The 13352-nt window shown below is 65.1% G+C and carries 15 protein-coding genes; 1 reads left to right on the top strand and 14 read right to left on the bottom strand.

What is annotated here, in order from left to right; all coding sequences use genetic code 11:
• Nucleotides 1–13: 13 nt before the first annotated feature.
• From ACSQ8Y_RS19430 to ACSQ8Y_RS19465, 8 genes are all read right to left on the bottom strand, one after another.
• A complete protein-coding gene (locus tag ACSQ8Y_RS19430; RefSeq protein ID WP_436268077.1) occupies nt 14–2248 on the bottom strand; it encodes an EAL domain-containing protein in 2235 nt (744 codons plus the stop codon).
• Nucleotides 2245–2796 carry a heme NO-binding domain-containing protein gene (locus ACSQ8Y_RS19435; RefSeq protein WP_436268078.1) on the bottom strand — a complete coding sequence of 184 codons (552 nt, stop codon included), beginning with the start codon at nt 2794–2796 and terminating at the stop codon, nt 2245–2247. The genes ACSQ8Y_RS19430 and ACSQ8Y_RS19435 overlap by 4 nt, the downstream gene beginning before the upstream one ends.
• 52 nt (nt 2797–2848) lie before the next feature.
• The gene (locus tag ACSQ8Y_RS19440; protein WP_436268079.1) at nt 2849–3886 is read right to left on the bottom strand and encodes an AI-2E family transporter; all 1038 of its coding nucleotides are present in this window, start codon (nt 3884–3886) and stop codon (nt 2849–2851) included.
• 70 nt (nt 3887–3956) lie between these two features.
• Entirely contained in the window at nt 3957–4556 is a 600-nt protein-coding gene (locus tag ACSQ8Y_RS19445) for an SCO family protein (RefSeq protein ID WP_436268080.1), read from the bottom strand.
• 5 nt (nt 4557–4561) lie between these two features.
• The gene (cyoE, locus tag ACSQ8Y_RS19450; protein ID WP_436268081.1) at nt 4562–5455 is read right to left on the bottom strand and encodes a heme o synthase; all 894 of its coding nucleotides are present in this window, start codon (nt 5453–5455) and stop codon (nt 4562–4564) included.
• Nucleotides 5452–6816: a COX15/CtaA family protein gene (locus ACSQ8Y_RS19455; RefSeq protein WP_436268082.1), complete on the bottom strand. Its 1365-nt coding sequence runs from the start codon at nt 6814–6816 to the stop codon at nt 5452–5454. The genes cyoE and ACSQ8Y_RS19455 overlap by 4 nt, the downstream gene beginning before the upstream one ends.
• 9 nt (nt 6817–6825) lie before the next feature.
• Entirely contained in the window at nt 6826–7374 is a 549-nt protein-coding gene (locus ACSQ8Y_RS19460) for an SCO family protein (RefSeq protein ID WP_436269861.1), read from the bottom strand.
• Nucleotides 7375–7429: 55 nt separating this feature from the next.
• The gene (locus ACSQ8Y_RS19465; RefSeq protein ID WP_436269862.1) at nt 7430–8161 is read right to left on the bottom strand and encodes an SURF1 family protein; all 732 of its coding nucleotides are present in this window, start codon (nt 8159–8161) and stop codon (nt 7430–7432) included.
• A 36-nt stretch (nt 8162–8197) separates the two neighbouring features.
• Between ACSQ8Y_RS19465 and ACSQ8Y_RS19470 the strand changes: the two genes are divergently transcribed.
• A complete protein-coding gene (locus tag ACSQ8Y_RS19470; RefSeq protein WP_436268083.1) occupies nt 8198–8401 on the top strand; it encodes a twin transmembrane helix small protein in 204 nt (67 codons plus the stop codon).
• A 98-nt stretch (nt 8402–8499) separates the two neighbouring features.
• Here the strand turns inward: ACSQ8Y_RS19470 and ACSQ8Y_RS19475 are convergent, their stop codons facing one another.
• The 6 genes from ACSQ8Y_RS19475 to coxB are packed head-to-tail and all read right to left on the bottom strand — an operon-like array spanning nt 8500 to nt 13110.
• Complete coding sequence (locus ACSQ8Y_RS19475; RefSeq protein ID WP_436268084.1) at nt 8500–9354, bottom strand: cytochrome c oxidase subunit 3; 855 nt, start codon at nt 9352–9354, stop codon at nt 8500–8502.
• Between the two features lie 25 nt (nt 9355–9379).
• A complete protein-coding gene (locus ACSQ8Y_RS19480) occupies nt 9380–9583 on the bottom strand; it encodes a DUF2970 domain-containing protein (RefSeq protein ID WP_436268085.1) in 204 nt (67 codons plus the stop codon).
• Nucleotides 9584–9592: 9 nt separating this feature from the next.
• Nucleotides 9593–10141, bottom strand: a complete 549-nt coding sequence (locus tag ACSQ8Y_RS19485) for a cytochrome c oxidase assembly protein (RefSeq protein WP_436268086.1) — start codon at nt 10139–10141, stop codon at nt 9593–9595.
• 1 nt (nt 10142) lies between these two features.
• Entirely contained in the window at nt 10143–10247 is a 105-nt protein-coding gene (locus ACSQ8Y_RS19490) for a cytochrome oxidase small assembly protein (protein WP_436268087.1), read from the bottom strand.
• 9 nt (nt 10248–10256) lie between these two features.
• Nucleotides 10257–11870, bottom strand: a complete 1614-nt coding sequence (gene ctaD / locus ACSQ8Y_RS19495) for a cytochrome c oxidase subunit I (protein WP_436268088.1) — start codon at nt 11868–11870, stop codon at nt 10257–10259.
• Nucleotides 11871–11886: 16 nt separating this feature from the next.
• Nucleotides 11887–13110, bottom strand: coding sequence for a cytochrome c oxidase subunit II (coxB, locus tag ACSQ8Y_RS19500; RefSeq protein ID WP_436268089.1), 1224 nt, complete (start codon nt 13108–13110; stop codon nt 11887–11889).
• Between the last annotated feature and the right edge of the window lie 242 nt (nt 13111–13352).

The following is a 13352-nucleotide window of genomic DNA, read 5'->3' on the forward strand; positions in this document are numbered from 1 at the left end:
GCCGGCTTGCCGCCTAGCGCTCGTAGTGGCTGAAGGCGCTGGCCAGCACTTCCAGCACGTGGGCGTCGTCGTCCGGCGCGGCGATGAATTTGAAGACGGCCCCCAGGTTGATGGCGTCCGCCAGTTCGTCCGCGCTGCCGGCGCTGGTGAGCAGCACGCGCACGGCGCCCGGATAGAGCCGCTTGATGCGCTGGAAGAATTCGATCGCCCGGTCGCCCTCGGGCCCCTGCCCTGAAATGACCACGCCCACCTCGCGGCTGGCCAGCAATTCATAGGCGTCCTCCGACTTGCGCGCGGACAGCAGTTCGTAGGGCGTGCCGTCCAGCAGGCGGCGGAAATGCGCCTGCACGCGCGCCTCGCGGTCCACCAGCAGCACGGTGCGCCTGGAACGCTTGCCCGCCAGCGGCAACTCCAACATGGCGCCGCTGCGCAGCATGGCGACGATGCCGTCCTCCGCCAGCGGCCGGCTGAAGTAATAGCCCTGGATCTCGTCGCAACCCTGCTTGGCCAGCAGCTGCACCTGGCCTTCCGTTTCCACGCCCTCGGCGATCGCGCGCAAGCCCAGGCTGTGCGCCAGCCGTATCACCGCCATCACGATGGAGCGGTCCTCCGGGTCGCTGGCCACGCCGCGCGTGAAGGACTGGTCGATCTTCAGCTTGTCCACCGGGAAGCGTTTCAGGTAGCTCAGGTTGGAATAGCCGGTGCCGAAGTCGTCGATCGACATGGTGATGCCGATCGCCTTCAGGCGGTGCATCATCGCGATCGATTCCTCCGGGTCCGCCATGGACAGGCTCTCGGTCAGCTCGAACTCGATCAACCCCGGCTCCAGGCTGTACTTGTCCAGCACGTCGACCAGCATGCGCTCCAGGTCCTGGTGCGCGAACTGCGTGGCGGCCACGTTGATGGCCACCGGCACCACCGGCACGCCGGCGTCGATCCAGGCGCGCAAGGTGGCGCACACCTTGTCCAGCACCCAGCTGCCGATGGCGGTGATCAGATTGCTTTCCTCGGCCACCGGGATGAACTGCATCGGCGGCACCAGCCCCAGTTCGGGCGACTGCCAGCGCAGCAGCGCCTCCAGGCCGATCACGGTGCCGCTGGCCAGCTCCACCTGCGGCTGGTAGTGCAGCACGAACTCGTCGCGCTGCAGCGCGCGCATCAAGCCCTGCTCCAGGGTCATCCGCGCGTCCAGGCGGCTCTGCATCTCCTGCGTGAAGAACTGGAAGCCGTTGCGGCCGGCCTCCTTGGCGCGGTACATGGCGATGTCGGCCTGGCGCAGCAGGTTCTCGGCCTGGTAGCCGTCCTCCGGGAACAGGCTCAGCCCCATGCTGCCGGTGATGACGTGCTCTTGCCCGGCCAGCAGCACCGGCTTGGCCAGGTGCTCGCCTATGCGCTCGGCGATCATGCCGGGCGTGGTGTCGCCCAGCGGGCTGTCGAGCAGCAGCACGAATTCATCGCCGCCCAGGCGGGCCACGGTGTCGAAATCGCGCACGCTCTTTTTCAGCGTGGCGGCCACCACGCGCAGCAGCTCGTCGCCGACGGCGTGGCCCAGCGTATCGTTGACCTGCTTGAATTTGTCGAGGTCCAGGAAGACCACCGCCAGCCTCTCCTTGCGGCGCTCGGCGCGGCGGATGGCGTGCGCCAGGCGGTCCAGGAACAGCGCGCGGTTGGGCAGCCCGGTCAGCTGGTCGTGCGTGGCCTGGTGCTCGACGGCCTTCTCGTGCTGGCGCCGTTCGGTGACGTCGTGCGCCACGCTCATCACCGCGTCGGCGTTGTTGAACCAGATGCGGCAGCCGAAATACTCCACGTCCACCGTGCCGCCGTCCAGCCGCAGCACCTGCAGCGCGCTGCGCGGCTGCAGCTGGGCCAGCGCCAGGTCGCTATACGTGCCCTCGGCCAGCTGCGCGTGGAACTCGGCCGGCACGCGGTCCTCGGCACGCGTGCCGAGCAGCGCTTCCGGCGACGCCGCGCCGAACAGGCGCACGGCGGCCGGATTCATGAACACGATCTCGCCGTCCATGTGGATCCAGATCGCGTCCGGTATCAGTTCGACCAGCGTGCGGTAGCGCGCCTCGCTCTGCTCCATGTGCGCGTTCAGGTAACGCAGGTCCTGGTTGATGTCGTACAGCTCCCGGCTCTTTTGCTCGAGCAGGGTTTCCGCCTCCTTGCGGGCGGTGCGTTCGCGCAGCAGGCTGCGCGACGCCACCGTGCCCTGTGCCGCCGCCGGCGGCGCGGTCTCCGGCGTCATGCAGCCCCGGTGACGAGGTGGAAGCGCGCGCGGTGCAGATTGCCTTCCTTGGCCAGGTCGGTGCGCGTGACCGCGATGGTCTCGCCGAAGTGGGCGATGCAGCCGTCGATCAGGCCCGCCGCCAGGTCGGCGAAGCCGCGCGGAGAACTGTACAGCAGCACCAGTTCGCCCGGCGCGGGGCGCTCGCACGGCAGCGAGGGCAGTTCGGCGTCCGGATACAGCTTGCGCACCTCAACATGGATGACCTTGTCGATGCGGCTCAGGAAATCGAACACGTTGCCGGCGTCGGCGAACAATGCCGGATAGGCGACCGAGAAGCGCTGGAACAGGTGCTGGCCGAACAGGTGGACCAGCGCCGGCACGGCCATGCCGGTAGCGTTCGACAGCGCCATCACCAGCCGCACCAGCTCCGCATGGTCGTAGGTGCCGACCGCGGTGTAGGCCCCGTCGTTCGGCAAGTCGGCCTCGGTGATGATGCGGTCCAGCATATCGAGCCCCATGCGGGCCTCGACCAGTTCCATAAATTCGGTAAAAACAACGCCCTTCATTCGATCTCCCGGTGTAAACCAGCGCCAGTATAAACCGGGATTTGACTATCCGTCAGACCGTTTGCCCGGTCCAGTTGCGCAGCAGGCCGAGGCCCACCGCCAGCAAGGTGGGGCCGATGAACAGCCCGACGAAACCGAAGGCCAGCACACCGCCCATCACGCCCAGCAGCACCAGCAGGAATGGCAAGCTGCTGCCCCGGCTGATAATCATGGGCTTGACCACATTGTCCACGCCGCTGATCAGGAAGACGCCCCACACCAGCATGAAGATGCCCCAGCCGGTGCTGCCCTGGTTGAACAGCCAGACGGCGGCGCCGCCCCAGATCAGCGGCGGGCCGACCGGGATCAGCGAGAACAGGAAGGTGGCCACCGACAGCAGCGCCACGGCCGGCACGCCGGCGATCAGGAAACCGATGCAGGCCACCGCCGCCTGCGCCAGCGCCGTGCCGAGCAGGCCGTACATCACGCCGCGCACGGTGCGGCTGACCGTGTCCGCCACTTCCGGCGCGTGCTCGCCCATGATCTTGTCCATGCCGGTGCGCAGCGCGGCCAGGATGGTCACGCCGTCTCGGTACAGGAAGAAGCTGACGAAGGCCGCCAGGCTGACCTGGGCCACGCCGCTGCCCAGCACCCGGCCGCTACCGAGCAGGAAGTGGCGCGCCGGTTCCATGTAGCGCTTGGCCAGCGCGATCAGCTCCTCGCGGCTGCCGATGATCTTGCGCACATAGGCGTCCGCCGCCTCGCCCACCACGGGCAGGTCGCGCAGCCACGATGGCGGTGCGACCGTGCCGGCGTCGACCGCCTCGCGCAGCTTCTCATACACCTGGCCTGCATTGTCGGCGATGTTCCAGGTGACCAGCACCAGCGGCAGGATGATGATGAGGATGAGGGTGAACGTCATGACCGCCGCCGTCAGCGTGCGGCGCTGACGGAAGCGCTGCAGCAGCATCAGGTACAAGGGCCAGCTGGAGATGGTGATGGCGGCGGCGAACAGGATGGCGGCCAGGAAGGGGCGCAGCACCACCAGGCAGCCGACCACCAGGAAGATGATCGCAGCCAGGCGGCTGTAAGGTTGAAAGCGTTTTTCCATCGTTTCCCCGGCAATGTTATGTCGGGGACTAGCTTAGCAGGAAAGCAGCGCTGTCAGGAGCGCGGCGATATCAGGAGAGAAGCAACTTCAGGTCGTGCGCGATCGGGGCCGGGCCCTGGCCGTGGCGCACGAACAGGCGGATCTTGCCGTTCTTGTCGAACACATAGCTGCCGGCGGTGTGGTCGATGGTGTAGCTGTCCGGCGTCTTGCCTTCCACCTTGTTGTAGATGACCTTGAACTCCTTGGCCACGGCGGCGGTCTGCTCGGCCGTGCCGTACAGGCCGACGAAGCGCGGATCGAAGGTGGGCGCGTACTGGGCCAGCAGCTCCTTGGTGTCGCGCGCCGGGTCGAGCGTGATGAACAGGACCTGCACCTGGTCGGCCAGCGGGCCGAGCTCCTTCATCACGCCGGCCATCTCGGCCATCGTGGTCGGGCACACGTCCGGACACTGGGTGTAGCCGAAGAAGACCACCACCGCCTTGCCCTTGTAGCTCTCCAGCGTGACCTGCTTGCCGGTGTGGTCGTTCAGCGTGAAGCCCTGCGCATAGCTCAGCCCCGTCAGGTCGGTGTTCTTGAAGGCCAGGCCGGAGCCGGGCGCGCCCTTCTGGCAGGCGGTCAAGGTCAAGGCCAGGGCCAGGGTCATGCCCAGCAGTGCAATCAGTTTTTTCATGTCGCTCAGATCTTCACGTAATGGTCCACCAGCAGCGCGGCGAACAGCAGGGACAGGTAGATGATGGACCAGGTGAACGCCTTGCGCGCCACCAGGTCGGTGTAGTGGCGGTGGACGCGCCAGCTGTGCCACAGGAACACCACGTTCAGCGCCACCGCGCTCACCAGGTAGATCAAGCCGCTCATCTTGACCGCGAACGGCAGCAAGGTCGTGGCGGCCAGGGCGATAGAATACAGCCAGACGTGGAAGCCGGTGAAGGTCATGCCGTGCGTGACGGGCAACATCGGCAGGCCGGATTTGGCGTAGTCGTCGCGGCGGTACATGGCCAGCGCCCAGAAGTGCGGCGGGGTCCAGATGAAGATGATCATCACCAGCAGCCAGGCTTGCATCGGCACGTCGTTGGCCACGGCGGCCCAGCCCAGCGCGGGCGGCATGGCGCCGGACAGGCCCCCGATGACGATGTTCTGCGGCGTGGCCGGTTTCAATATCATGGTGTAGATGACCGCGTAGCCGACGAAGGTGACGAGGGTCAGCCACATGGTGAGCGGGTTCACCAGCGCGTACAGTATCCACATGCCCGCACCGCCGATCACGGTGGAGAACACGGCCGTCTGGGCCACGCTGATTTCGCCCTGCGCCATCGGGCGGCGGGCGGTGCGCGCCATGCGCGCGTCGATCTCCCGTTCGGCCAGGCAGTTGACCGCGAAGGCGGCGCCGGCGAGCAGCCAGATGCCGGCGGTGGCGGCCACCACCACGCGCCAGTCGGGCAGGTCGTCGGTGGCCAGGAACATGCCGATCACGGCGCAGAACACCGCCAGTTGCGTCACGCGCGGCTTGGTCAGCGCCCAGTACTGTGCGATGCGGTTGGTCGGTTTGTGTAGTGCGGTTTGGGTCGTCATTGGTGGTGTCTGGCTGGCACAGTAGCGGATTCCGAACGCGATACGCCGGTTTCGCTGTACTGGGCCGTGTCGAATTGGTGCTTAGCCCTATAGTTTAACATGGTCAGCAAGAGCACCAGCAGGGCCGCGCCGGCGTTATGCAGCACGGCGACCGCCAGCGGGAAGCTGAGGTAGATGGTGGCCAGGCCGCTGGCCATCTGCAAGGTCAGCACGGCGGCCACGCCGCGCGCCAGCCTTGCCATGCCGGCCAGGTTCCAGGCTTGCCAGGCGGTGCAGCCGGCCAGCGCCGCCACCACGAAGGCGAAGTTGCGGTGCACCCAGTGGATGGCGGTCAGCGCGGAAAACGGCAGATAGTGGCCGGCGGCGGTCTTGCCCAGCTCGCGCCACAGGTGGAAACCGTGTTCGAAGTCCATCTCGGGCACCACTTTGCCGCCGCACAGCGGGAACTCGGTACACGCCAGCGTGGCGTAGTTAGTGCTCACCCACCCGCCCAGCGCAAGCTGGACCAGCAGCGCCGCGCCGGACGCCAGAGCCAGCCAGCGGACCGCGCGCAGCACCGGCAGCGGCGCGGCGCGGGCGGCTGCCGGTGCGGCGGAATGCGGCACGGCAGGCGTGACGGGAAACGCGACGGCAGGCGGTACGGCGGATGCGCCCGTGATGGCCTGGTGCACGGTGTCCTGGCGGCAGCCGAACCACGCCAGCATGGCCAGCAGGCCCATGCCCAGCAGCAGATGCATGGTGACGATGACGGGCTGCAGCTTGAGCGTGACGGTCCAGGCGCCGAATGCGCCCTGCAGGCAGACGAAAAAGAACAGCGCGGTCGGCAAGCCGGGCGCATAAGCCCAGCGCGCGGCGGCGGCGCCGGGCGCGATGCCCTGCCAGGTAGCGCCGCCGCCAGCCAGGCCGGTGGCGGCGGCGGCGCTTGCGGCCGGCCTGGCGGCCGGCTTGGCAAACGGGCCGCCAGCCTTGCCCGCCTTCAGCCGCTGGCGCCACGCCACCGCCATCATGGCCACGATCAGCACGCCGATGCCCATGGCCAGGTAGCGGTGGATCATCTCCACCCAGGCCTTGAACACGGTGACCGGGCCGCTCGGCTGCAGCGCCTCGGCGGCGCTGATCTCGGCGTGCGCCAGGAAGGGGTTGGCCAGGCCGTAGCAGCCCGGCCAGTCCGGGCAGCCCAGGCCGGAGTCGGTCAGGCGCGTGAAGGCGCCGAACACGATCAGGTCGAAGGTCAGGAACACGCTGATCCAGACCAGCTTGCGGTACTTGTTCTCGTCCGACGACACCCAGACCATGGACAGCGGCAGCAGCGCCACCAGCAGGCCGGTGACGGCCAGCTGGGCCAGCGAGGAGGTTTGCATGGCGCGCCCCTAGCCGATGGCCGAAGCCTTGAGCAGCTTGCCGATGTCCTTCTTGACCTTGGACGGGTCCGGGTCTTTCGGGAAGCGCATCATCAGGTTGCCCAGCGGATCGATCAGGTAGATGTGCTGCGAGGCGTCGCCGCCCTGCTCCACCGGCAGCCACTTGGCCACCGTGGCGGCCGGCGCGCGCAGCATGCGGGTGCCGTCGTTTACGCGCAGCAGCACCGTTTCCAGCGGCTGCTCGTCGGTGATCAGCCACACCCGCTCAATGCGCTCCATCTCCTTGCCTTGCATGGTGCGCAGCTGGCGCATGGCGAACAGCTGGTCCTGGCAGGCTTGCTGGCAATCCGAGCCGCCCACCTTGAGCATGATCCACTTGCCCTTGTAGGCCTCCAGCGTGGCCGGCTTGCCGTCCAGCGTGGTGCTGGCCATGGCCGGTATCGGGTAATTGCGCGGGTCGATCAGCGCGCCGTAGTTGGTGCGCCCTCCCGGCTTGACCACGTAATAGGTGAAGTACGACGCGACCAGCGGCGCCGCGCACACGGCCAGCACCACCATCAGTTTCCAGCGGCCGCTGGCACGCTGCTTTGTTTCCGACTGGTTTCGTTCCGGCTTATTTTCCACGATTGTTTCCACGCCTGAATCCCGTTACGACGAAAAAGAGAGCGGCCATCACCGCCAGTGCATACCACTGGAAAGCGTAACCGCGATGTTTGTCCACGCCCGTCGCGGGCGCCGGCCAGTCCTGCACCAGGCCGGTGTCGCCCGCGCCTGCGGGCGCCGTTTGCTCGATGATGAAAGGCTGCATGCGCAAGCCGCTGGCGGCGGCCACCTCCTCCACGCCCGCGTTCTGCACGATGGCGTGGGGCTTGAGCGCGGGCGCGCTGCCCAGCTGGTACACATGGCCCGGATTGCGGCGCACCACGCCTTCGAGCGTGACCGTGCCGGGCGGCGTGCCATACGGCGCAATCTGCTCGCGCTGCGCCATATTGCGCGGCAGCCAGCCGCGCGCCACCAGCACGTGCTGCTCCGATCCGGCGATCCTGAACGGCATCAGCAGGTAAAAGCCGGTGCCGTTCTTGTAGGGGCGGTTCTCCAGGTACAGCGGCCAGCCCGCGACGAATTCGCCAGTGACGCGCACGCGGCGGAACTCGGCTTCGGCGGCCGGCACGGCGGCTGCGCCCAGCAGCAGCGGCGCCGCCGCGCCACCGGCCTGCAGGCGGGCCTCGGTGGCGGTCTTTTCGGCGGCGCGGCGGTCCTGCCACTGGCCGAGCGACACGCCCAGCGCCACCAGCAGAACGGTGGCCGCGAAGGGAACCCATTTGAAGCGGAAGGCCATTACAATGGTGCCTCTACCCTGACATGCGCTGCTGCAGATAACATGAAAATCCTCGTTGCCATTGCCTTCATCCTGATCCTGGCCAGCCTGGGCTCGGCCCTGTACTACATGATGCGCCAAAAGGGCAAGAACGACCAGCGCATGGTGCGCTCGCTGGCCCTGCGCGTCGGCTTCTCGATCGCCCTGTTCGTGCTGATCCTGATCGGCCACAAGCTGGGCTATATCCAGCCCACCGGCATCCGCTAGCGCCGGCGGCTTACGCGCAGAAAAAAGCCGTACGCGGGTTCAACCTGCGTACGGCTTTTTCGTTTTGCGGCAGTATCGGCTGCCGCAAATTATACCGCTTACAGCCAGTAGACGACGATGTACAGGCCGAGCCAGACCACGTCCACAAAGTGCCAGTACCAGGCCGCGCCTTCGAAGGCGAAGTGGTGTTCCGGCGTGAAGTGGCCCTTCATGACGCGCACCATCACCACCGCCAGCATGATGGCGCCCATGGTCACGTGGAAGCCGTGGAAGCCGGTCAGCAGGAAGAAGGTGGAGCCGTAGATGCCCGAGCTCAGCTTCAGGTTCAGTTCGCTGTACGCGTGCATGTATTCGTACACCTGGAAGCACATGAACACCGCGCCCAGCAGCACGGTGGCGGCCAGCCAGCCGACGGTCTTGGCGCGCTTGCCGGCGATCAGCGCATGGTGGGCGATGGTCAGGGTCAGGCCGGAGGTCAGCAGCAGCGCGGTGTTGATGGTCGGGATGGGGAACGGGCCCATGGCGGTGAACGGCTCCACCACGCCGGCCGGGGTGTCGCCCCAGCGCGCCGCGAAGTCCGGCCAGATGAATTTATGGTCCAGGTCGCCCAGCCATGGCAGCGTGATGGTGCGGGCGTAGAACAGCGCGCCGAAGAAGGCGCCGAAGAACATCACCTCCGAGAAGATGAACCAGCCCATCGACCAGCGGTAGGAGTGGTCGATGCGCCGGCTGTACAAGCCGCCTTCGGATTCCTTGATGGCGTCGCCGAACCAGAAATACAGCACGGCCAGCATGCCCACGATGCCGGCCAGGTTGACGGACGGGCCCCACGAAGCGTCGTTGACCCAGGCCGACGCGCCTATCATGGTGATGAGCATGGAAATGCCGGCCAGCATAGGCCACCTGGACGGACCTGGCACGAAGTAATACGGTGCCGCGTTATGTGAACTCATCTTCATCTCCTATGTACCTAGATAATTACTTTGAAACTACGAACTTCACTATTGTTATCAGCAAGCCGATGAACAGCGCGACGCCGATCAGGGCCGCGATGATCACGTGGACCGGATTCAGCTTCGCCTCGTCCTGGTCGAAATCGCTCTTCCGGCGCAGGCCGAAGAACGACCAGATCACCGCTTTCATCGAATACATGAAAGAAGCCGTTTGCTTTTTCTCTTCCATTGCGCGCCCCTAGTTGGAAGCCGTCTTGTCCAGTCCTGCGATCTCGAAGAAGGTGTAGGACAAGGTGATCGTCTTCACATCCTTCGGCAAGGCGGGGTCGATGAAGAACACCACCGGCATCTGCCGCGCCTCGTTCGCCTTCATGGTCTGCTGCTTGAAGCAGAAGCATTCCACCTTCTTGAAGTAGGGCGTGACGTTGTTCGGCGCGTAGCTCGGGATCGCCTGCGCGTTCACCGTGCGCGGCTGCGTGTTGACCACTTCGTACACCACCGTGGCCAGCTCGCCCGGATGGACCTGGACGCTGCGCTGGGTGGCGCGGAAACGCCACGGTCCGTGCGCATTGCTGTCCAGCTCCACCGTCACCAGGCGGCTCGTGTCCACCTGGGTGTTCTTCGGATCCAGCGTGACCGTGCCGTCCTTCTGCGTCAGCATGTTAATCCCGAGTACTTCGCAAATATGCTTGTATACCGGGATCAGCAGGTAGCCGAAGCCGAACATCATCACCGCGATGATGATCAGCTTGCGCAGCATGCGCAGGTTTTCGGCCTTGGCGCTCACGTCACATCCAGCCGCGCTTGACGAACACGGACACGAAAAACACCAGCGCGATCGAGGCCAGCGTCAGCGCCAGCTTCAGGTTGCTTTGCTTCTTGGGGTTGGACATGGCAGCTCTTTACTTCACGGTCGGCGGCGTTTCGAAGGTGTGGAACGGCGCCGGCGACGGCACGGTCCACTCCAGGCCCTCGGCGCCTTCCCATGGCTTGTCGCCCGCAGGCTTGCCGCCGCGGATGGTCGGCAGCACCACGAAGAACAGGAAGAACACCTGGCTCAGGCCGAAACCGAAAGCGCCGATGGTGGCGATCGCGTTGAAGTCGGTGAACTGCGCCGAGTAGTCGGCGTAGCGGCGCGGCATGCCGGCCAGGCCCAGGAAGTGCATCGGGAAGAAGGTGACGTTGAAGGTGATCAGCGACAGCCAGAAGTGCGTTTTGCCCATGGTTTCGTTGTACATGTGGCCAGTCCACTTCGGACCCCAGTAGTAGAAACCGGCGAACAGCGCGAACAGCGAACCGGCCACCAGCACGTAGTGGAAGTGCGCCACCACGTAGTAGGTGTCCTGCAGCTGGATGTCGATCGGGGTCACTGCCAGGATCAGGCCGGTGAAGCCGCCGATGGTGAACACGAAGATGAAGCCCACGGCGAACAGCATCGGGGTTTCGAAGGTCATCGAACCCTTCCACATGGTGGCGATCCAGTTGAACACTTTCACGCCGGTCGGCACCGCGATCAGCATGGTGGCGTACATGAAGAACAGCTGCGAGGTCACCGGCATGCCGGTGGTGAACATGTGGTGCGCCCAGACGATGAAGGACAGGATGGCGATCGACGCGGTGGCGTACACCATCGACGCGTAGCCGAACAGGGTTTTGCGGGCGAAGGCCGGGATGATCTGCGACACGATGCCGAAGGCCGGCAGAATCATGATGTAGACCTCGGGGTGGCCGAAGAACCAGAAAATGTGCTGGTACATGACCGGGTCGCCGCCGCCGGCGGCGTTGAAGAACGAAGTGCCGAAGTGGCGGTCGGTCAGCGTCATGGTGATGGCGCCGGCGAGCACCGGCATCACGGCGATCAGCAGGTAGGCGGTGATCAGCCAGGTCCAGCAGAACATCGGCATCTTCATCAGGGTCATGCCGGGCGCGCGCATGTTCAGGATGGTGACGATGATGTTGATCGAACCCATGATCGACGAGGCGCCCATGATGTGCATGGCGAAAATACCCATGTCCATGCCGGGTCCCATCTGGGTCGACAGCGGCGCGTACAGCGTCCAGCCGGCGGCGGTGGCGCCGCCCGGCACGAAGAAGGAACCGGCCAGCAGCAGCGCCGCAGGCGGCAGCAGCCAGAACGAGAAGTTGTTCATGCGCGCGAAGGCCATGTCGGAGGCGCCCACTTGCAGCGGGATCATCCAGTTGGCGTAGCCGACGAAGGCCGGCATGATGGCGCCGAACACCATCACCAGGCCGTGCATGGTGGTGAGCTGGTTGAAGAACTCGGGCTGGAAGAACTGCAGGCCGGGCTGGAACAGCTCGGTGCGTATCATCAGCGCCAGCACGCCGCCGGACAGCAGCATGATGAAGGAGAACCACAGGTACAGCGTGCCGATATCCTTGTGGTTGGTGGCGAACAGCCAGCGGCGGTAGCCGCTTGGATGGTCGTGTGCGTGGTCGTCATGGCCATGGTCGTGGCCATGGGCGTGATCGTGTGCGTGATCGACAGTGGTGCTCATAATGTGCAACTCCTAATTACTTGCGTGCAGCCAGGACTTCGGCCGGTTGAACGATGTTTTCGGCCGGCTTGTTCGACCAGCTGTTGCGGGTGTACGTGATCACAGCCGCAATGTCGGTGTCCGACAGTTGTTTCCAGGCCGGCATTTCGGCTGGGAACTTACCGCTCTTCTTACCATGCAGCAGCACGTTGATTTGCCCGGCTTTCGGACCGTTGACCGTCTCCGACGCGTCCAGCGCCGCGAACGCGCCCGGCACGCCCTTGCCGTTCGCCTGGTGGCAGACCGCGCAATTGGCGGCGTAGACCTTCTCGCCCTTGGTTTTCAGCTCGTCGATGGTCCAGGTTTTGCTCGGATCGTCGGCCAGCGCGGCCAGTTCCTTTTTCTTCTTGTCGGCCCAGGCAGTGTACTCCTCGGCAGTGACGACGCGCACGACGATAGGCATGAAGGCGTGCTCTTTGCCGCACAGCTCGGCGCACGCGCCGCGGTAGACGCCGGTGTACTGGGCGCGGAACCAGGTGTCGCGCACGAAGCCGGGGATGGCATCCTGCTTGACGCCGAAGGCCGGGATCATCCAGGCGTGGATCACGTCGTTGGCGGTGGTGACGATGCGGATCTTCTTATTGACCGGCACCACCACTTCGTTGTCGACTTCGAGCAGGTAGTGCTCGCCGCGCGCCTGGGTCGGCGCGGTGCCCGGCTCGCCCACTTGCGCGCGCGGGGTGGACAGGTTGGACACGAAGTTGATGCCCTCGCCCTCGCCCTTCAGGTAGTCGTAGCCCCATTTCCACTGCATGCCGGTGGCTTTGATGGTGATGTCGGCGTTCGAGGTGTCCTTCATGGCCACCACGGTCTTGGTCGCCGGCAGCGCCATGCCGATGACGATCAGGAAAGGCACCACGGTCCAGGCGATTTCGACCGCGGTCGACTCGTGGAAGGACGCCGACTTGTGGCCCAGCGATTTGCGGTGCTTGAGGATGGAGTAGAACATCACGCCGAACACGGCGACGAAGATCACCAGGCAGATGATCATCATCAGGTTGTGCAGGTCGTAGATTTCGGTCGCGATCGCCGTTGCAGGAGGCTGCAGGTTCAGCTGGCCGACGACCGGGCCGCCGGTACCGCCGGTCGCCTTCGAGTATTCCGTGGCCGCTGCAGCCGTCTCCGCCGCCCAGGACGGGACTGCGGCGGCTGTCATCGACAGCGCGAGCATCAACGATTGAAATCGCTTTGCATGTTTCATGTTTTCCCCAACCACCCAAGAAATAAAAATATTTTTAAAGGCAGCCGTCCGATGTTCTGAATAGCCGCCGTACGCTACAACACCCAAATCTCCCCGCTCAGCAGTACTTGAGTCGTACTTTCTCTGGGCGAAATGATGGCAAAATTAGTCAAGGATTATAGTCAACACCCCTAAGGGCATCAAGGAAATTATCTGTTACGCAAGGTCAAACGACAGTGGTTTGACGTTATTTGCCACATACG

Origin of the sequence: Pseudoduganella sp. LjRoot289 (genome assembly GCF_964252925.1) — a bacterium.
Lineage (GTDB): Bacteria > Pseudomonadota > Gammaproteobacteria > Burkholderiales > Burkholderiaceae_D > Rugamonas.